The following is a 19418-nucleotide window of genomic DNA, read 5'->3' on the forward strand; positions in this document are numbered from 1 at the left end:
TTCCCTTCATTATATAAATGGACATGCCTGAAGTGTTTCTATCAAAATGTACTTTTTTCAGCTCAGTCTACAGACAACCATACAAGCTTTCTTTTCAATAGATTCATAGTATAGAAGCATCCCTTCAGGGGTTTTCCAATATTCTGTTTTTTGAGAGGATGATTCGATTGGCTTTTACAACCGGATATATGACCAACACTAGAGATTTTGGTACTGCCTGCTCCAATGTTGTTGTGAATTTGGTTAATGAGGACACAGTAAATGCGGCAACTGTGACCATCCAAATTTTTTTCTCGCTTGTACCGGATACCAAGATCCCCTTGTACGTGACATCGATTAACGTACCTGCAAACTCCATTGCCCGACGTACCTTCTTTGTGCAAGGGGTACTTGCCTATGAGGTACAATACAACGTAGTCTCCGCTGCACCTGCCAATGTTGTGCTTTCCAACTTTGGACTGGATCAGTTTGGTAATGTTGTACAGGAGCATCGTGTTCTTCAGTCGGAGCTGACCACAATCCCGGCGCTGTCTCCTGTTATTTAAAGTTGCCCTGCTCCAGTGCTTGATGCAATCTGTGGGTGTAATACACGTAATTCCATTCCGGCGGTACGGACTGAACCCCTCGGCCGCTGCCGATGGTTGAGTGGTCATCTGTATAGTAGGAAAAGGCATGTGTACCCTGTAATGGGCGCAACAAATCCGTCAGATACAGCAAATCCGTCACGGCAATATATGGTTTGACACCGAAGCATACAACAAAGCGGGTTGTTGTTTCACCAATAGCCTGAACCAGTGCTTCCTGGACCGAATAATGCTGACGTGGCGTTACGATTAACCGAGGATCGAGCATCATCGACAGGAAAGCGGCGGCTCCCTGTTCTGGCGTTAAATCCAGCAACCGTACCACACAATTGCTGTAGTGCTGCTCCAGCAGATTATCCAGCAATGATTCAGCTTGAGCCATATCCGTGACAGGCATTAAAATCGTCATTTCAAGTGGGATGCCCCGACGTGCTCTCGCCTCATGCTTGGCGATTTGGAATGCGTGCCGCCAGCGTCGGTGCTCCTTCTGGCTGTGCAGGCCGGCCGATACACTAAATGTGGAATTCACCCGGTAATCCATCAGGATCTCCGGGATGAATTTCATGCTGCACGTCTCGGTCAGCCGCAGCCAGTAATCATAATCCTCAACTGGTTGCAGCCGATAGCTGCCGATTTGACGGGCATATTTGCTTTTGTACATAAATGAAACCCCGACAATGCTGGCATTCAGCAATTCATGATGCGGCTGGCCTTGGTACCGGATCAAAGCTTGCTGATGCTGCTCGTCATACAACGGGTTCCCACATGCGTCAACCTGGCGGAAAGTAGAAAACACAAGGCCGAGTGAGTCCGGTCCCTGCTCCAGCTCCTGCCGCAATCGTTCAATAAAGGAAAAATTATAAACATTGTCGCTGGATACCCAGGTCACATACTTGATCGCAGGATCTTTAAACAACTCATCGAATCCTCGATTAAGGGCGTGGGATACTCCTTTGTTCTGAGGGAGTGTAACCAACTGAACGCGCGGGTCTCCCATTGCTGCGTGGAGCGCTGGTCCCACCATTTCCGGCGCTCCGTCAATAACAATGATGAAGCGAAATGCCCTGTAGCTCTGGGCTAGTACGGATGAGATCGCAGCTTGCAGATAGCCGATATCCTGTTTGTACAGTGGCATAACAATCCCCGTATCTACCATATCAATCCCCCCTGACAGACTTTCGGCTTCATGAGGATAAACCGCTCAATACCTGACTGAAGCGATCTCGATAACGCGCTTGGGTTATGTTGTACTCCCGCTCCACAGCGGGCCAATGTTTTTTGGTTCCCATTTCATCATGCCAGCGGTAGTTAACCAAGGACTCGTTCAGAAAAGGAAATGGATATCCCGCTATCATTACTCGGTACCACATATCCAGATCATGTGTGTACGGTAGCAGTTCATCAAACAAACCGATATGTGCAAACAGCTCCTTTTTAAACATAACCGTGCATCCATTAACCGGATTTCCTTGCTGAAAAAAACGGTAAAACTCCGTCATAGACGGAAACACGGCGGCTGCCTGGTAGCTTGTGACTTGGCTGTATTGATTGATGAAATTGAAATTGGTGTGGGAGATGTACGCACCGTTTTCCACCATAAAAGAAACCTGATTATTAATTTTGTCCCTATGATAGGTATCGTCGGAGCTGAGCCACGCAATATATTCCCCGCTGGCATGTCGGATACCATGATTCAGGGCGCTGGCTGTTCCACCGTTGGATTTGCCCAAATAATGTATATACGGAAGATAGGCCTGAAGCATATCAACATGTTCCGTGGACCCGTCATCGACGACAATAATCTCGAGGGGCCCATAAGTTTGCTCTAGTGCACTTTGCAAAGCCTGATCCACATAGGCACAGTTATAAAAGGGAATGACGATTGTTACTTTTGGTCTCATATCGTTCCTTCCTTTCCAGCTCGGCGGTATTGAATCATATCCTCCAGAGATTGCCCCAGCTGTATGGTCGGCTTCCAGCCCATATCCTCCAGCTCTTTCGCACGATATGCCTCGGTGGATGCTGACTCTTCCACATCCCCCCATTGTATGGGAATAGATGTTTTGGCCAGCGCAACCATACGTTCCACGATATTGCCCAGTTCCACAATGCGGCCTGTGCAGACCGAGTAAACTTGGCCTGGCACCCCCTGTTCCAATAGCACACCGTATGCGCGAACGGCATCACGAACGTCGAGGAAATCACGTTGCGCATGTCGGGAAGATACCCGGAACGGGGCAGTTTCAGTTACGGACTGCCCCTCCAGACGTTCCGTCTGAACGATATACCCCGCGAGTAATGCACAAAATCCGGTAGATGGACCCGGACCGATCAAGTTGCAAGGCTCTGCCAGCATAACGGATTGTTCGAACAGCGCGCCCCACGAGAGCGCGACTGCCTCTTGAAGGCTTTTGCTAAGGCTGTATGGATGAGTTGGATGATACGGAGCCTGCAAAGCCGTCTTTAGCCGAGAGCCCGCCACGACAATTCTGGCTTTGGGGAAAGGTCGCAGTACATCGAGCAGATACAGGGTGGACAGTACATTGGATTCCATGTATAGCAAGGGACTCTGCCAAGATTCAGGGACGGAATTTTTACCACCCAGGTGAAGCACATAATCCGGTGCAATCTGTCTAATGACTTCGCCCAGACGTTTCTTGTCGAGCAAGTCACACACATAAGGCGTAATACATTTACGTGTCTCCGCCTCTGGACTGTTATTTTCATCATCGCGAGCCAATAAGATCAGTTCTGAGACGGAAGCGACAGTGCGAGTCAGCGCCGCTACCTCCCAGCCGAGCTTTGCAAAATGGCGGCAGGCATGCATCCCGGTATAGCCCGCCGCTCCAGTAATGACTATGACAGGCCGACGTTGTTCCGCTGTGCTTCCGTCCATTCCAGCAGCTCCTTCAGCATGATGCTGTAGTGAGGAACATCGTAGAGCAGATCGGCCCGGGTAGAACGAAGCGTCCGGTCCTGCACCGGCTCATCTTTCGGCACGATCCGAATATCCTCCCTATTCCAGATGTCTTTGAACAGCAGCAGCAAACCATGCTTGCTGATCGGTTCAGGGTGAACCAGATGAATGAGTCCGTCCAGCGGCTCATTCATCTGCACCTGTATCGCCTTCGCTAATTCCAGCGTCGTAACCCCGTTCCAAAAGACCCGGCGATACCCGTTAACGTCTCCGCTCTGCTGCAAGAACCAGTGCAGCAGACCAATGCCTCCCGGCCGAATTTCCGGCCCGATAATGGAGGTACGGATAGTCAAATGTCCTGCTGCCTTTACTTCTCCGAGTATTTTCGTCAAAGCATAGGCACTTGTCCCATCGGGTTGATCCGTCTCTTTATATAAACCTGGTACCCGATTTCCCTCGAATACGCAATCCGTGCTGATATGAATCAGTCGGGCACCGATACTGTCCGCTGTTCGCCGGAGAAGATGTGGCAGCAATCCATTGATTTGGTATGCTGCGATCTGATTCTCCCCGGCATGCTGATTCAGTACGCCTACCGCGTTAATAATAACGTCTGGCCGTACACTCCGTACCAGCTGCTCCACCATAAAGCTGTCCTTTACATCCAGCAGCAGACCGCCTTTATTTTCGGGATCACGGGTGGTGTAGAACACGTTATACCCGCTCTGGGTTTGGAAATACTTAACCAGAACATGGCCCGCCATGCCGTTACCACCCAAAATAAGCAGCTTCATTTGATGAACCCCCCGCTTTGGAGAATGCTGCGAATCTCCTCTTTGGACATCAAATTGAACTCCGAGCTAAAGCTGCTGAACGACACCGGAGGGCACTGAGTATAGCGGTCCTTTAATTGAGGAATATTCAGCGTTGGGAGAATAACCAAATATTGCTCGTCATAGACTACCGTCGTCAGGCTTTCAAAGTCACTCATCAGAATTTCATGAATTTTCTCGCCGGGACGCACACCTTTTTCTACAATTTCTACGTTTTCCACACCTGAATCCTCAATGAGCACCTCAGCCAAATCCACAATACGGCAGGTTGGCATGGTCATAATAAAAATTTCCCCGCCGACACTTTCCACCGAGGCTTTGAACAGGAGACTGATCGCATCACGCAAGGTCAGGAAGAAGCGGGTCATGTTCATATCTGTGATCGAAACCTTACCCTTTTGGCGAATCTGGCTTTGGAACAGATGCACCACGCTTCCGTTTGTGCCCAAAACATTACCGCCGCGCACCGTCACGAAACGTGTATCGCTATTCAGCAGATTGGCGTAAACAATCAGTTTTTCTCCAATCGCCTTCGTCATGCCATAAAAATTAGACGGATTTGCGGCCTTGTCAGTCGATATATAAATGACTTTCTTTACCTGATTGGCAACAGCGGCCTCGATCACGTTTTGGGTGCCTACGACATTGGTTTTGAGTGCCTCATAGGGCTGATCCTCACAGACGGGAACGTGCTTGAGCGCTGCCAAATGAAATACATAGTCCACTCCTTGACAAGCGGTAGTCAGCGCATCCTTATCCCGAATATCTCCAATACAGAAGCTGAGTCGTTCATCCTCAAACTGCCTGTTCATGGCAACCTGACTGGATTCTCCACGTGAAAAGATAATGACCTCTTTGGGGTTACGCGGCAGTAACTGGGCAACCAGCTCATGCCCCCAGGAGCCGGTACCGCCGGTAACCAAGATACGTTGGTTTTCAAACATGCCGTTTCCCTCCAAGCAGAAATTTAACTACCTTATCCGACACATCTTCCGCCAGATAGCCCGCAGGACATTGCCACTTATGGGTCATCCCGGTCATTATGGCTACCGCGTTTGCTATAACCTCGCCATCAAGACCAGACACGATATTGCTGCCGCAATCTACCGTTTCCGGCCGTTCGGTCGTCCGGCGCATCGTAACCGTCGGTACCCCCATGACACAGCATTCTTCCTGTACGGTACCACTGTCCGTCAAAGCGCAGCGGGCATGCCGCTCCAGCAGAACGAAGTCAAAAAAACCGAACGGTTCGTGAAATTCCACTAGCGGGTCAAGCTGGATCGGCGGATGGCTTGCGATTCGGGCGGCAGTGCGGGGATGAATACTGCAAATGACCCGCTGCCCGAACTGCTGGGCTACCCGGTTAAGACCATCTAAAATAGCCAGCAAATGCGGTGGATGGTCGACATTTTCAGCTCTGTGGGCAGTGACCAGGAAATATTCTCCCGGCGACAGTCCCAACTTTTTCAAAATTCCACTGCCCGATACCTCTTTCTTATAGTGCTGCATCACTTCGTAGATCGGATTTCCAGTCAGTATAATTCGTTGACTTGGAAAGCCTTCGCGTAGTAGGTGCTGCTTGCTTTGCTCCGTATAAGGCATATTAATGCTGGATATTGCATCAATGACACGCCGATTCTTCTCCTCCGGCACATCCAGATCATAACAGCGGTTCCCCGCCTCCATATGCACGACCGGGTAACCCATACGTTCCGCAAGCAAGGCACATAAGGCGCTGTTCGTATCACCGAGCAATAACACATGATCAGGGCGTTCCTTGTTTAAAATATCCTCCATCTGCGAGTACATGACGGACAACTGTTTGCCCAGTGTCCCCGCTTTCTCCTGAAGTACATAATCCGGGGCACGCAGTCCCAGCTCGCGAAAGAACTGCCCGCTCAGGCTTTCGGTGTAATTTTGGCCCGTATGCACAAGCACATGTTCATCTGCATGGCGGTCCAGCTTCGGAATGATCAGGCTGAGCCGTATAATTTCCGGTCTTGTGCCGAGCACGGTCAATATTTTCATGGTTTTGGAACCCACCTTTGCTGTCGTTGTTTCATTGAATTGTGGCGTTCAATGAATGATAGCCATCCAGCAGACTGGCTGTGCTCCAGCTTAACGTTCATCTCAACGGTCCGGCGTAGATTCACCCGGACCGTTGTTTTGTATGCTGTCCAGCCTTGAGTGTGACTCGCTTCTGCTTGTGCGCGTTGTGCCGTCGTGACCGGTGCTTGAATTTCCGCTTGAGCTTCTGTCTGGACTTGGTTTTCGGATAAAGTCCCTTCGACAACGGGGACCCGTGAATTTTCTTGAGGCGACTCTTGCCGCCGCTTCTCTTATACCTGCGATTCCGCAATCTGGTACGCTTGCGGCCCTTTGGCCATCTCGCCCGAACACTACGCTTGCCGCGGAGCAATTCGGGCGGTGACTCAGGTAAAGGGGATGGTGGTTGTGGCAAGCCCTGAATGGCTGCATATTCGATTGGCGGCAGACCCAGCACAGGCAGTTGACACACCACCGATTCGGGAAATTCTCGAATCGTGCTGGTATATCCCTCCGGTATAGCAGTGACCTGACGCAGTCCTTCGCCTTCCCTCGTCCATACTGGTCCACCTGGCTGCTGAATCAACGGGAACCAATGCGGATGATGACATACCCATTGACTGACCATGAGGTGTAGACTGCTTCGGTAGGAATCAGGTCCGTATACACGTGTAGCCGCACTGTTGTTACGCACACCAATCCGTTCCACTTCCTCGGGATGATCGAGCAGATAGCTCACTTTTTGCGCCAGCATGTCGCTGTTGCCCGGCTCTACCAAAAAATCTGTATTTCCCGTCGCCTCCATCAATTCCACAAGTCCACCCTGCGCAAAGGCTACCACGGGCTTACCGTAAACTAGCCCTTCCAGGGCGGTCAGGCCAAAGCCTTCCTCCACCATACTTGGGATCACAACAATATCCATTGCGCTATAGGCCGTTGACACGGATTCCTCGAATGAATTGAACTGGAAGCGGCGGCTATAACGAGATTGGCGGATTAAAGAGACACATTTTACGTAATATTCCGAGTCCACCGAGCTGCCGATGATCCAGAAACGACACCGCGAATTGGTTTCGCACAGCTTTAGAGCCATTTGGACAAAAGGTAACAGCCCTTTGGCTTCGTAGATAAAGGAAGAAATATAACCAATGCAAATATGAAAATCCCGCAGCCCCAGTTTTTCACGTTTCCTTCTCCGTTCCAGCACATGCTCTTTGGGAGACGGCATATCCATATCCCGGCAGGGAGACAACACCGTATGCGGACGTGTCAGTCCCCCACCATGCAAAGGACGCATTACAGCTTGCGAAATGCCGATGACCCATTGGCTATAGCGATCTATGATAGAAACAGAAACGGGCGTATACGCATTCTGGTTAATGACCTCGGTTATTTTCCAGATCACTGGAATATTAAGCTCTTGGGCAGCCATTGCAGGCATGACGTTCACACAGGTATTGACCAGCACCACATCAGGTCGAGCATGCCGAAGCATTTGGAACAACGGTGCATACGCCACATGGGTCCGCAAATTCTCCGCATCTTGCGCCAATCCCTCATATGGGGTATACATGCCATGCAGCATGAACAGGTTCTGTGTCAGAACGGTGATTCCGCGCTTGCGGGCCATTGAGGTCAGCCGCCCTTCACCAGGCGTTACGAGAATACAATCGAAGTACGTACGCATGTCTAGACAAAATTGCAATAACAGTTTCTCTGCCCCCGTAATACTGCGGACGTTGCTAACATGGCTGAATAGCATCATTTTCGGCTTGATCGGAGTTCACCTCCTTTAAAATAGCAACCATCGGACGTGTGAATCACCTTATGGAAATATGACCGATAACAGTTGGTCAATCCGGTGACCATAGGTGTGCTCCCGCAGGGTTCGTTCCAGAGCACGCAGGGCAATCTCATGGCGCTCTTTTTCATGCGTTAAATAAAACTCAACCTTCTCCAGCAGTTCCTGCTGAGAGCTGTAGGTCTCTATCTCTTCCCCCGGCTTGTAAAAACGAGCCAGATCATCTCTTGTATCTGTCAGTTGCAACGTGCCACTGGCAGAAATTTCAAACGTGCGCGGGTTGGGCGAAGCCCCTGGAATTTTCAGTGAGTTGTTGTTCACCGAATCATCCTGATGGGAACGATGAAGATTAATTACGATTTTGCTGCCGTTATACGAATCATTGGTCTCGACCGGAGACATCCAGCGACCCAGCTCAATTTTGTCACCATACGACTGATAATCCGGGAGACGATCCCACCAGATTCCGTTGATTTTAATGTTACGGGCCATGAGCTGAGGCATAATCGGATTGAAGAAATAGATGCGGTTCCAGTAGGCTGAGCCTGTAAACCCAATCTCACGTCGTACCGAAGCGGGCGAGCTGAGTGGGAAATAGTGAGTCAGAAATGCCCCAAAGGGCAAATAGTGCACAGACGTGCAACCCAACTGACGGTACAGCTCCAGGCAGTTCATTTCTAACGTGAACACATAATCATAATTCGTAACGATTTTGGTCGTCGTGTCGGTGTAATACGGATCGTCCGTTAGCCAGATGGCGGTGGGGATGCCCAACTGGCGTACCGCAGTAACCTGCTCCAACGGAAGATCCATTCCATCCAGTGCCAGCATCAGATTCGGACGGAGCTGAGCGGCAATATCTCCTACCGGCTGACGTGGGTCTGTTACGGTAACCTGAGCCGTCATGCTTTGCAACGTGGTAATGACCGCCTCATCCAGCGGAGAATACGGAAGGCCTTTGCCGGAGACGACATACAGTACATGGATTTGTCGAAAAGGGAAAACTGCTTTCATCCGCCCAACAATTGCGTTAGCACGTCCGCGCAGATATCCTTCGTCGTATCCGTCATGCACTCCCGCAATTCTCCCCCTTTCCCAGGAGGCTGCCGCCGTCTGGTGAACAGCCGGGTCATACGGTCCTGTCGTAGATATCGTCATCACTTTCACTCCTCACTGTTTATGGTGTTTACTTTAGGCCATCGCCTTGTCCAGCAGTTCTTCCATGCGATTGGAGTACATATGCTTTTGCATAGTCGTGTGCAATGCGCGCCAGGCCATGCGTTCGCGTTCCCAGTCATGCTTGAGATAGTAGTCCAGCTTCACTTTCAGCTCCTCTGCTCCAGAGAAGGTTTCAATGTCATAGCCTGGTCGGTAATAACGGCTCAAATCCTTCCGAATATCCGTCATTTGAAGCGTGCCGCAAGCAGAAATTTCGTATGTCCGAGGATTGATGGACTCCGCTGAAAGCTGGTGTGTATTCCGATTATCCAGTCCGGGGTCTGTCGGGCGGTGCATATTGATGACAATTTTGGAGCCGTTATAATATTGAGCGGTCTCTTCCGGCTCCATAAAACCTGGACGGATAAAGCGTTCCAGCACATCCCGCCGGGTCAGCCGATCCCAGTGCCCACCTACGATCAGCACTCTTTTGTCCGCCAAGAAGGGAGCAAGGTAGTCGAACAGCTTCACACGGTTCCAGAAGGCATTTCCAATGAAGCAAATATCATGCTGATGTTCCCGCTCTACCCGCCGGGGATAAAAGATACGAGTTGACGCAGCCAGCGGCAAATAGTGAACCCTCGTTACTCCCTGATCGCGATAAAACGGCAGGCAAGAAATTTCGTGCGTAAATACGACATCGTAGGATTGACAAATCAACGCCGTATCCTCCGTAAAGTAAGGATCATCTACAAACCATATGGCCGTCCGAATGCCTAGGGCTCGTATTTGCTGTACCTGCTCCAGATGATCCGCCGGAAAAACATGCAGCCCGTTCATGACCAGCACGAGGTCTGGACGTTGAGCCTCGGCGTCAGCTAGCATCGTAGCAGGCGTACCGATGGCGCATGAGCTGCATATTTGGCCTAATGCCTCTTGCACACCTGTGTCTATAGCTGCGAAACCTTGCGGAATATATAACACTTTCAAATGACGAACAGCAGGCTGTATTGCCACGACCTGTGACAGAGCAGCCGTGCAACCGCCCATTCTGCGTCCTTCCCGATAGCCGCATCGGTACGCTTCGCGTTCATTTCCGCTTTGTTGATCGTTCACATCCTTCACCCTGTCCTGTTATAGGATAAACTTCTGTCACTCCTAAACTATATGCGGAGGGGTCAAACGCATCATGGACGACTGCCACTGCCCGGACAAAATTGGCGTTTGCCCGTCCAACTGCCGAACCGCAAATAACCCCAAAGCTGTTAGCTTCGGGGGAGAACAGTAATAGATGATTTGCACAGTTTACTGAGCTTTGTAAGCGAGCTGGTGTCCATCTTCATAACCTTTGGCAAAGCCTGAATTGAAACCCTCGTTGTAAGCTGCATCATATCCCTGCTGAAATGCCTGCGGATCATGCTCCAATACAACAGTCCCGGGCTGTGGATTGTCCGCAGAAGGGGCTGCCGCCGGGTTAGCTTGAGGTTTTTTCCGCCGCCGCAAAAGAGGATGTCTTCTACGTGCAGAATGAAGTCCTCTTTTACGGCGTCTTAGAGCAAGGAGACGTCTTCTTCTCCGTTTTAATCTCCGCATGCTGGAACGCCGGGCATCTTTACGTCTTTTGCGGGCTTTGTCCCGAGTGGCGCGTTCCCACCTTGTACTCATTTTCATTCCTCCTTTGCTTTCTCGTGGTGGTTTCATTTTTCTGAACAGGCACATGGAGCCACGGCTTAGTCGGTTTCCCATATACCTGTCGTCTTAATGGAATACCCGCCAACATTTGCGTGATTTCTCCCTGGTAGTTGCTGAGTATACGAATGGTTTCTTCCAGACGGGTAGCCGACATATCCGCATGGGGCGTCAAGTCCGCAAGACTGGTCAGCATCCGAGCAACGGCGTGCTGGCTGGCAGCAATAGACTCCATCATATCCAGCTTGATCTCACGTTCACGCCTCATGCTCATTAGTTCATATCCCCCGAGCCCATTCCTCCCATCATCCCTTCCATGCCGCCACCCTGCTGCTCATCCTGATCCAGCAATGCTTTGAGATTGCTGCAAAGTCCAGTCTGAAGCCTCGTTAATCCCTCCAGCATTTCCACCATTTGCTCGTGAATCTCCAAAGGTCGTCCCAGCTGTTCTTCATCGGTTTCAAAGGCGTGGGGCGCCAGATGGTTCAGCGCCCAATTACGCACTTTTTCTGCTTCGACCGCCTTGGCCTCCAGAATCATAGACACATTCCGCTGCATTTTGGAGGCTGCGTCCAGCATGTGAATCATTGCTTGTTCCCTACTCATGTGTTCACTCCCTGCCCTCGGTTGTTACGTTACTCCTCTTCCGGGTATGCCGTTTCCTTCACGACACGAACGAGCATTTCAGCCATTGCTTCCTGAAGATCGGCAATACCGTTCAGATAGGCCACAATGCTTTTGTTTACTTGTCCCGAGCTGTCGAGAATGCCCGGAATTCCATCAAAACGCGGCTCCTCATCTGGCAGTTCATGTATGATCTGCGCCATGCGCACAACCACCTGACGTTCCGCATCCAACAACCTTGACATCTGCTGCTGCGAGTGCGAAATGTGGATCAGCAAATCATCTAACTCGTTATGCATAAGCCCCTCCTTTATGTGCTCCGCCGTGCGGAACGCACGAATTACCTACGGGCTTTCCGCTACTACAGCGTATGCCGCAGCGAGTAGTCGGTTCCGCCTAAAAGCGCCTATTCAGATCATTACAGATGCCCGTGCAGCACTGGTGGAGCAATAATAGGCTGCTTCTCCACCAAAGCCGACAAATCTCCGGGAGACAAAAACTGAATTCGGTAGTCCTCTGCCCGCCAGCTCATCGCAGCGTACAGGGTAAGGAACGGCCTTTTCCAGCCGTTACCGATTTGATACAGTTGCCCGCCCTCAGCATACAATACCTCGATCCATCGCTTGCGTTGAGCCGGTATATTCAGTGTGGGCAGCATGGACATGTTCTCCAGATCGGGAGCCGCCAGTAAAGGAATGGGTTCCTCTGGCGGCTCAGCTACAGGTGCATCAATGCTGCCGGAAACTGTGGCCTCCGGCTTCCCTACCAAGGGAAGCACCAACAAATCCAGCTGAGACACTCTAACAGGGCGCACATTTTCACCTCCCGCAGCACTGACTCCATGCAGATACCGCCTTCTTCCCGGCTCTAACCGAAATACTGCTCCAGACGGTCCCTGAACAACCGCTCCGATGGGATAAAAGCTTGCCGCTGATACGTGTGTTTCCTTACCTGTTGATATCTGGCCGTCCGTCTCCGCTGTACTGAATTTCAGGTTGTGGAACAGCTTATCCGCGTCCCCCCACTTTTGTACAAAAAAGGATCGGTTCCGGCTGCTTTCCTCCATTGAACCGCTTTTTTCGGTCGTTTGAGGAAAAGCATACACCGTATCCCGATCTCTTTCCTCATAATGGATAAAAGCATCTCCAGCAATTGCCATACGTATCCCCAACAAACGCACACGCAGTAGCCAATCTGCATGGGCTTCCTGAGTACTGTGGCAGCCTTCGTCCCAGTAGCCCGTTTTTTCCAGTGTCTCTCTGCGCAGCAATAAACAAAATCCGGCTAAGCTTTCGGTCTCTCGCCATGCATCCGGGTTAGGCATATTGTAGGTCATGGCAAATTGACGTGCTCCATTTTCGTTCATATAAGGAACCTCAATCTGCTGTTCTTTGAATGGACCATTCGTTACAGGCCCAACAACACCGATACGCGGATCGCTGTATAAACACGCTAACAACCGATCCAACCAGCCGGGGGTCACCATGGAGTTTTGATCCAGTACCACAATAGTTGTGCCTTTTGCCATCATCAGCCCCTGATTCAGGCTACCTATCATTTGAACATCCTTTTTTAGCAGTGCATAACGCACAGCGATGCTTTTACGGAGCAAATAGGTGGATGTCCCGTCCGTCGAGCCGCAGTCCACCACAATAATTTCGTGAGGATGGCTCGTATTCTCCTCAATACGGTGAATGCATGCACGGAGCTGTTGAAGCTGATTGCAGGACGGAATGATAATACTGACGCCTTCAAAAACCTTGCCGAACGAAGCCTGGCCCAACCTGTTGCCTTGCTCCTGACCCCTTTTATATCCTGACCAATAGCCTTTCTTTCCGAGCCGCTTGCTGTGTTTCCTTTGCATATTCAGGCGTTTCATGCCGTTCACTCCTCCGGGTGGCATTATGCCTATACTATATGCCTGGCCCGGCCGGATGGTGTTTCATTGAAATTAGGGTAGAAGTCCTTTCATTTTCACTCCAGCTTCCTGAAGGGAATCGAAGGTTCCTGCGTCGCTCCAATAGCGCCGTAAAATATCATATTCCAGCCTGCCTTCAGCGGCATAACAGTTGTTAACATCCGTGATTTCAAGCTCACCCCGTGCCGAAGGTGTAATTTGCCGGATCTTATCGAACACGGCAGTATCGTACATATAGATACCCGTAACGCAATATTTGGATTGGGGATGCTGCGGCTTTTCTTCAATCCGCGTAATGCTCTCCGGGCGCTCAGGATCAAATACGGGTACCCCGTAACGACGAGCATCTGCCACCTTTTTCAACAACACTCTGGCGCTCCCCGGGGGCTGTTGCTTGAACCGTTCGATCACAGGTCCCAAGTCTTCCTTGAACAAATTATCACCTAACAAAACAGTGAATTTCTCTTCTGCCTGCATATAGCTTCTTGCCAGTTCGAGTGCTTCCGCAATGCCGCCCGCCTTTTCTTGAATCCGGTATGTCAGTTGGACACCATAATCGCTGCCACTGCCCAAAAAATCGGTATACAGTCCGGCCGATTGTTTACCAATAATAATAAGCATATCGGTGATCCCCGCCTGTCGCAGCCTCTCGATACCATATACGATCATGGGATACTTGCCGACCGGAAGCAGATGCTTGTTGAGTAATGTAGTCAACGGATGAAGGCGCGATCCGGTTCCTCCTGCGAGAATAACCCCTTTCATATCTTCCTTCCTCCTTCGACAGCATGTTCAGTGCATACAACCCCAGCGTTTCCAGTTTCGATGAACATTCTGGGATCTATACTCCATTTCTCTATAAACAAACGATAGTTCCGCTCGATCAGCTCTTCCATCCAGGAAGTTTCCGAGCGTGAGAAGCTCGCATTCCCCTCGTGATAGACAAAACAGTCGTTGCACATGAGCAGCTTGTAGCCATGCACGCGTGCGCGTAGACAATAATCGTCATCCTCATAATGTCCGGGGCTGAACCGTTCATCCAGCAATCCGATCCGTTCCATCAGATCGCGCCGGAACAGCAAACAAAATCCGACCAACCGCTTGACCTCCTGCCATCTGGAGGGATTACTTGCATTATTCTGCTCCGCATATCTCAGACAACTGGCCAAATCTCCTTCTAATCCGTGTATCTGCTGAATACCGCTGACGTAATTCGTCACCGGTCCCACCAATCCCACTATGCTTTCGCTCTGCAATGCAGCCAACATATTCGATAGCCATCCCCGCGTAACCGTCACATCATTGTTTAAAATAACGAACTGGTCACCGGAAGCCAGCCGGAGCCCCGTATTACATGCTGCTGGAAAGCCTCTGTTTTCAGGAAGACGTATGCTGATCAGCCGCTCGGATGCGCAAAAATCATCCGTTCCGTCATTCGAAGCGTTGTCCACAACAATGATTTCATACGGTACATCTATCGTATGTGTCCGAATCGCCTCAATGCACGGCTTTAACAGATGCAGGCCGTTATAAGTCGGAATAATGATGCTCGTCAGACTCATTGTGCATTCCTCCCTTTGGCAACGTCTACCCGTGTTGGAACAGGCCCGAGCGGGGAATACCCGGCTACCTGAAACACCGCCGTCAGTGCCTCTGCATGATCACCGACGATCAACTGTTCCATAGCGTTCCCTTTGCCAACATTGAAGGTCCGCTTACGGTTTGTTTTAATGACATCGACAGCATGTACTGCCGCCACGATCATGCCATGGAGAATTGCCATGGCGTGGGCTTTTGGCGGTACGGCAAGCACGGCTGAGCCAAGCTGAGCCAGTAAACGCCGAGATAATGCATGCGGTACGGCAGTCAATGAGCTTGCTCCCAGATCCGGCCTGCGTAGTACGCGATTCAGGAATGCTTTGCACCGTGTCACGCTGTCCTGCTGGGCATAGGGCGGCAAATGTCTGCCCAGATCATTAAGCGCAACATCCGTTCCCTGATCCACCGCGTGGAGAAAAGGTAACAAATCAGATGCTGGAATCGGCAAATCTCCGTCCACGAACAGCACAATATCAGCCTGCGTCATACGCGCGCCTACTGCACGGCCAACATCATGCCCCAGTCGATCCGGCACGTTGACGAGAGTCACACTGGGATGATGTTTGGCTACGGTGGAGCGCGTGCCGTCCGTGCAGCCGTTCAATACGACAATGATATCCGTAAACGGAAGTTTTTCCAGCTCGCCCAGTACCCGGTCAATCGTTGACTCTTCATTACAGGCGCTGACCACAGCCGCTGCCGTTCCCTGTAACACAATATCTCCCGGAACTTCGCGTTCCACAGGCGGAGTCACTTCGGTCATTCCTTTCGCCCGAGGTGTGGGCTTTCTCACCCTACGGCTATGCATTGAAGTCGTCGTTCCTCGTTTTCGCTGAACACGTCTGATCCCCCAGCTCGGTTCTTCACGCTTCCCTCTGCGATACTGTCTACTCACAGTTTCACCTCGTCTCTGATCCGTTTGCGCCCCAAATCCGTATATCCCGCACGCGTTCCCAGACGCGATGTAAGCCAGGCAATGGCATCCAGATGATCCTGAACAATTACATCTGCCAGCGGGTCCTTGCCGTTCTGTTTTTTACGTGTCGCATTTATTTTACCGACAGCTATTCCATATACAGTCACCACTCGTAACCCGGAGGCGATGGACATAGCTTGAAATAAAGGAGGTTTCTCCAAGGGCTTTAGACCTATTTCCTTTAGAGCCTTTTGACTTATGGCGTGTGGAATGCCAGTCATAGATGCTCCCCCTAAATCAGCACGATTCGACAAGATATTCAATACATGCTTTGCCTCCACTACAGGATGTACGGGCGTACGTTTCACAGGTCCATGGTAATCATTCAGCACCACATCCGCCCCTGCACATATGGCGTGTATAAACGGCCGGAGTCTAACGCAGGGAATGACGATATCCCCATCCAGGAAAAGCAGGATCTGTCCGGATGCCGCCTCCGCTCCAATACGACGGCCAACATCATGTCCGAGCGGTTCCGGGAAAGAAAGTACACGAGCTCCCGCCGCTGCTGCCACCTTCGCCGTTCTATCGTGTGATCCGTTCTCAACGACGATAACCTCTGTATGTGGATGGACACGGCGCGCTTCGCGAATCACAGCTCCGATTGTTTTTTGCTCATTCATGGCCGGGATAATGACAGATACGAAAAACTTTCCCACTGATGACAGTTCAGATGGTCGCTCTTCTCCGCTCTGTGCCCCTCTCTCCGTGTCGAGTACCTCCCTCATGGCAGGGGCTACCGGATTCTTATGCATGTTCGGCATTCGTAACGGCAGCCACATCTTGGAATGATAGTAAGCGCCGGAATGCCGCCTCCGTTTGATCTTGTATCCAGCTCTTCCCTGCTTCTTCATGCTCCCGTCTCACCTCCCTTCCTGCTGTATAGATGGACAGCATGATTAGGACAGTTCAACATAACCTATGCGGTCCAAAAGCCGTGTGTAACGGCAATCGTGGAGTCTTTTCGACACAGCAATTTTCGACTTTATTTTACAAAACTTATTAATCCTATTAAATAAATGAGTTATTAGGGTCTAAAGAATCATTTTGGATAAATTTGTGACATAGATCTTCTCGTCCGTCATTCTCTGTGCTAATATCAGAGCCAGATGATGGGAGTTCAAAAAATCAACATTTGTTTTTTTTGCATAAGTCATTTTTTCCATTATCCACCATTATTCTATTTTCTTTATATACGACAGGAAAGGAGGAGTTTGTCACCTTTTTAGGCTACATGCTTCATATTGCAGTACCCTCTTTTCACGTACGCTTCATGAAAAACACTTCGGTATTTCTCTTCATGTTCCATTTTCTTCTATTCCAGACGACAACACGACCTACATAAATGGCGCAATGCCTTATTCAAGACAGGATGATTCATCCTGACATTAATCGAGGAGAGTGAATTTTTAATGAAAAAAGTATGGGTTTCGCTTCTTGGAGGAGCTATGTTATTAGGGTCTGTCGCGTCTGGTGCATCAGCGGAGAGTTCCGTTTCGGGGCCAACTCAGCTTACACCGACTTTTCACGCCGAGCAATGGAAAGCCCCTTCCTCGGTATCGGGGGACGACATTGTATGGAGCTATTTGAATCGGCAAAAGAAATCGTTACTGGGTGCGGACGACTCCAGTGTACGTGAACAATTCCGAATCGTTGATCGCACAAGCGACAAGTCCGGTGTGAGCCATTATCGGCTGAAACAGTATGTAAACGGGATTCCCGTATATGGAGCTGAACAGACTATTCATGTGGGCAAATCTGGTGAGGTCACCTCTTACTTAGGAGCGGTGGTTACTGAGGATCAGCAAGCTGAAGCTACGCAAGGTACAACTCCAAAAATCAGCGCTTCTGAAGCGGTCTACACTGCATATAAAGAAGCAGCTGCACGGATTGAAGCCCTCCCTACCTCCGACGATACGATTTCTAAAGATGTTGAGGAACAAAGCAGTGTAAGCAAAGACACTTACGCCGAAGCAGCTAACAACGAAAAAACGCTATCTACTGATAAGGACGAGCTGAGTCTTGATAAAGCATCTGCCCTGAAAGATAGCAAAATTGAAGCGGTGGAAGCAGAAAAAAGTTCCATTGCCAAAATCGCTAATCTGCAGCCAGAAGTAGATCCTAAAGCCGATCTGTACTTCTATCCTAAAGGGGATGACCTGCAGCTGGTTTATGTAACAGAAGTCAATGTTTTAGAACCTGCCCCACTGCGTACTCGCTACATTATTGATGCCAATGATGGCAGCATCGTATTCCAGTATGACATTATTAATGAAGCGACAGGCACAGGTAAAGGTGTGCTTGGTGATACCAAATCATTCACTACGACTGCTTCCGGCAGTAGCTACCAGTTAAAAGATACAACACGCGGTAACGGGGTTGTGACCTACACGGCCTCCAACCGTCAAAGCATCCCAGGTACCATTCTGACCGATGCCGATAATGTATGGAATGATCCAGCCGGCGTGGATGCCCATACGTATGCTGCCAAAACATATGATTACTATAAGGCCAAATTTGGACGCAACAGCATTGACGGACGCGGGCTGCAACTCCGTTCGACAGTCCATTACGGTAGCCGTTACAACAACGCCTTCTGGAATGGCTCCCAAATGACTTATGGAGACGGGGACGGTAGCACATTTATCGCATTCAGCGGGGACCCCGATGTGGTAGGTCATGAACTTACGCACGGTGTCACAGAGTATACTTCGAATTTGGAATATTACGGAGAGTCCGGTGCATTGAATGAGGCTTTCTCGGACGTCATCGGTAATGACATTCAGCGTAAAAATTGGCTTGTAGGCGATGATATTTATACGCCAAACATTGCAGGCGATGCTCTGCGCTCTATGTCCAATCCTACCCTGTACGATCAACCAGATCACTATTCCAACTTGTATACAGGCAGCTCCGATAACGGCGGCGTTCATACGAACAGCGGTATTATCAATAAAGCCTACTATCTGTTAGCACAAGGTGGTACTTTCCATGGCGTAACTGTAAATGGAATTGGCCGCGATGCAGCGGTTCAAATTTACTATAGTGCCTTTACGAACTACCTGACTTCTTCTTCCGACTTCTCCAACGCACGCGCTGCTGTGATCCAAGCAGCAAAAGATCAGTACGGTGCGAACTCAGCAGAAGCAACTGCAGCTGCCAAATCTTTTGACGCTGTAGGCGTAAACTAAATCATATACGCTATAATCCTCATATCCCGTCCATAGACCTTTGCCGTTGTGCAACTGTCACTTGGCCCTGACTCATACAATG

20 protein-coding genes are annotated in these 19418 nt (G+C 50.2%); 2 read left to right on the forward strand and 18 right to left on the reverse strand.

The genetic code is table 11. From position 1 onward, the window contains the following. The first annotated feature begins 158 nt into the window (after positions 1-158). On the forward strand, positions 159-545 hold the full coding sequence (locus tag ACUUJN_RS21075) for a hypothetical protein (protein WP_231118716.1): 387 nt from the start codon (positions 159-161) through the stop codon (positions 543-545). Here the strand turns inward: ACUUJN_RS21075 and ACUUJN_RS21080 are convergent. The 18 genes from ACUUJN_RS21080 to ACUUJN_RS21165 all read right to left on the reverse strand — a co-directional run bounded on the left by ACUUJN_RS21080 (position 538) and on the right by ACUUJN_RS21165 (position 16999). After that, entirely contained in the window at positions 538-1740 is a 1203-nt protein-coding gene (locus ACUUJN_RS21080; RefSeq protein WP_075154698.1) for a glycosyltransferase, read from the reverse strand. The two genes, ACUUJN_RS21075 and ACUUJN_RS21080, sit on opposite strands and share 8 nt — an antisense overlap. A gap of 28 nt (positions 1741-1768) precedes the next feature. Beyond that, entirely contained in the window at positions 1769-2485 is a 717-nt protein-coding gene (locus tag ACUUJN_RS21085) for a glycosyltransferase (RefSeq protein ID WP_028541477.1), read from the reverse strand. Further along, positions 2482-3480 carry an SDR family oxidoreductase gene (locus ACUUJN_RS21090; protein WP_484668901.1) on the reverse strand — a complete coding sequence of 333 codons (999 nt, stop codon included), beginning with the start codon at positions 3478-3480 and terminating at the stop codon, positions 2482-2484. The genes ACUUJN_RS21085 and ACUUJN_RS21090 overlap by 4 nt, the downstream gene beginning before the upstream one ends. Further along, the gene (locus ACUUJN_RS21095) at positions 3441-4295 is read right to left on the reverse strand and encodes a dTDP-4-dehydrorhamnose reductase family protein (protein ID WP_484668902.1); all 855 of its coding nucleotides are present in this window, start codon (positions 4293-4295) and stop codon (positions 3441-3443) included. Before ACUUJN_RS21095 ends, ACUUJN_RS21090 begins: the two co-directional genes overlap by 40 nt. Continuing rightward, positions 4292-5278: a polysaccharide biosynthesis protein gene (locus ACUUJN_RS21100; protein ID WP_025722608.1), complete on the reverse strand. Its 987-nt coding sequence runs from the start codon at positions 5276-5278 to the stop codon at positions 4292-4294. The genes ACUUJN_RS21095 and ACUUJN_RS21100 overlap by 4 nt, the downstream gene beginning before the upstream one ends. Next, positions 5271-6362, reverse strand: coding sequence for a non-hydrolyzing UDP-N-acetylglucosamine 2-epimerase (gene wecB / locus ACUUJN_RS21105; RefSeq protein ID WP_023990106.1), 1092 nt, complete (start codon positions 6360-6362; stop codon positions 5271-5273). Before wecB ends, ACUUJN_RS21100 begins: the two co-directional genes overlap by 8 nt. Positions 6363-6483: 121 nt before the next feature. Next, positions 6484-8145, reverse strand: coding sequence for a glycosyltransferase (locus ACUUJN_RS21110; protein WP_076295570.1), 1662 nt, complete (start codon positions 8143-8145; stop codon positions 6484-6486). Between the two features lie 60 nt (positions 8146-8205). Then, entirely contained in the window at positions 8206-9339 is a 1134-nt protein-coding gene (locus ACUUJN_RS21115; RefSeq protein ID WP_023990108.1) for a CgeB family protein, read from the reverse strand. A 33-nt stretch (positions 9340-9372) separates the two neighbouring features. Next, complete coding sequence (locus tag ACUUJN_RS21120) at positions 9373-10464, reverse strand: CgeB family protein (RefSeq protein WP_069080654.1); 1092 nt, start codon at positions 10462-10464, stop codon at positions 9373-9375. Between the two features lie 180 nt (positions 10465-10644). Next, complete coding sequence (locus ACUUJN_RS21125) at positions 10645-11004, reverse strand: FliH/SctL family protein (protein WP_028541471.1); 360 nt, start codon at positions 11002-11004, stop codon at positions 10645-10647. Next, positions 10952-11302: a hypothetical protein gene (locus ACUUJN_RS21130; RefSeq protein ID WP_013311763.1), complete on the reverse strand. Its 351-nt coding sequence runs from the start codon at positions 11300-11302 to the stop codon at positions 10952-10954. Before ACUUJN_RS21130 ends, ACUUJN_RS21125 begins: the two co-directional genes overlap by 53 nt. Further along, positions 11302-11634 carry an alpha-helical endospore appendage domain-containing protein gene (locus tag ACUUJN_RS21135; RefSeq protein ID WP_023990111.1) on the reverse strand — a complete coding sequence of 111 codons (333 nt, stop codon included), beginning with the start codon at positions 11632-11634 and terminating at the stop codon, positions 11302-11304. Before ACUUJN_RS21135 ends, ACUUJN_RS21130 begins: the two co-directional genes overlap by 1 nt. A gap of 29 nt (positions 11635-11663) precedes the next feature. Then, the gene (locus tag ACUUJN_RS21140) at positions 11664-11951 is read right to left on the reverse strand and encodes a hypothetical protein (RefSeq protein WP_013311765.1); all 288 of its coding nucleotides are present in this window, start codon (positions 11949-11951) and stop codon (positions 11664-11666) included. Between the two features lie 119 nt (positions 11952-12070). Beyond that, a complete protein-coding gene (locus ACUUJN_RS21145; protein ID WP_076295569.1) occupies positions 12071-13531 on the reverse strand; it encodes a glycosyltransferase family 2 protein in 1461 nt (486 codons plus the stop codon). Between the two features lie 72 nt (positions 13532-13603). Next, on the reverse strand, positions 13604-14335 hold the full coding sequence (locus ACUUJN_RS21150; RefSeq protein ID WP_023990113.1) for a sugar phosphate nucleotidyltransferase: 732 nt from the start codon (positions 14333-14335) through the stop codon (positions 13604-13606). Further along, positions 14332-15132, reverse strand: a complete 801-nt coding sequence (locus tag ACUUJN_RS21155; RefSeq protein ID WP_023990114.1) for a glycosyltransferase family 2 protein — start codon at positions 15130-15132, stop codon at positions 14332-14334. Before ACUUJN_RS21155 ends, ACUUJN_RS21150 begins: the two co-directional genes overlap by 4 nt. Then, positions 15129-16064 carry a glycosyltransferase family 2 protein gene (locus ACUUJN_RS21160; protein WP_484668903.1) on the reverse strand — a complete coding sequence of 312 codons (936 nt, stop codon included), beginning with the start codon at positions 16062-16064 and terminating at the stop codon, positions 15129-15131. The genes ACUUJN_RS21155 and ACUUJN_RS21160 overlap by 4 nt, the downstream gene beginning before the upstream one ends. Then, a complete protein-coding gene (locus tag ACUUJN_RS21165) occupies positions 16061-16999 on the reverse strand; it encodes a glycosyltransferase family 2 protein (protein ID WP_484668904.1) in 939 nt (312 codons plus the stop codon). The genes ACUUJN_RS21160 and ACUUJN_RS21165 overlap by 4 nt, the downstream gene beginning before the upstream one ends. A 558-nt stretch (positions 17000-17557) precedes the next feature. On the opposite strand from ACUUJN_RS21165, the gene ACUUJN_RS21170 reads away from it, so the two are divergent. Continuing rightward, positions 17558-19336 (forward strand): M4 family metallopeptidase, encoded by a 1779-nt coding sequence (locus ACUUJN_RS21170; RefSeq protein WP_023990117.1) that lies wholly within the window; start codon positions 17558-17560, stop codon positions 19334-19336. Positions 19337-19418: the final 82 nt, after the last annotated feature.

The sequence above is a fragment of the Paenibacillus sp. LRG-1 genome (assembly GCF_057220305.1).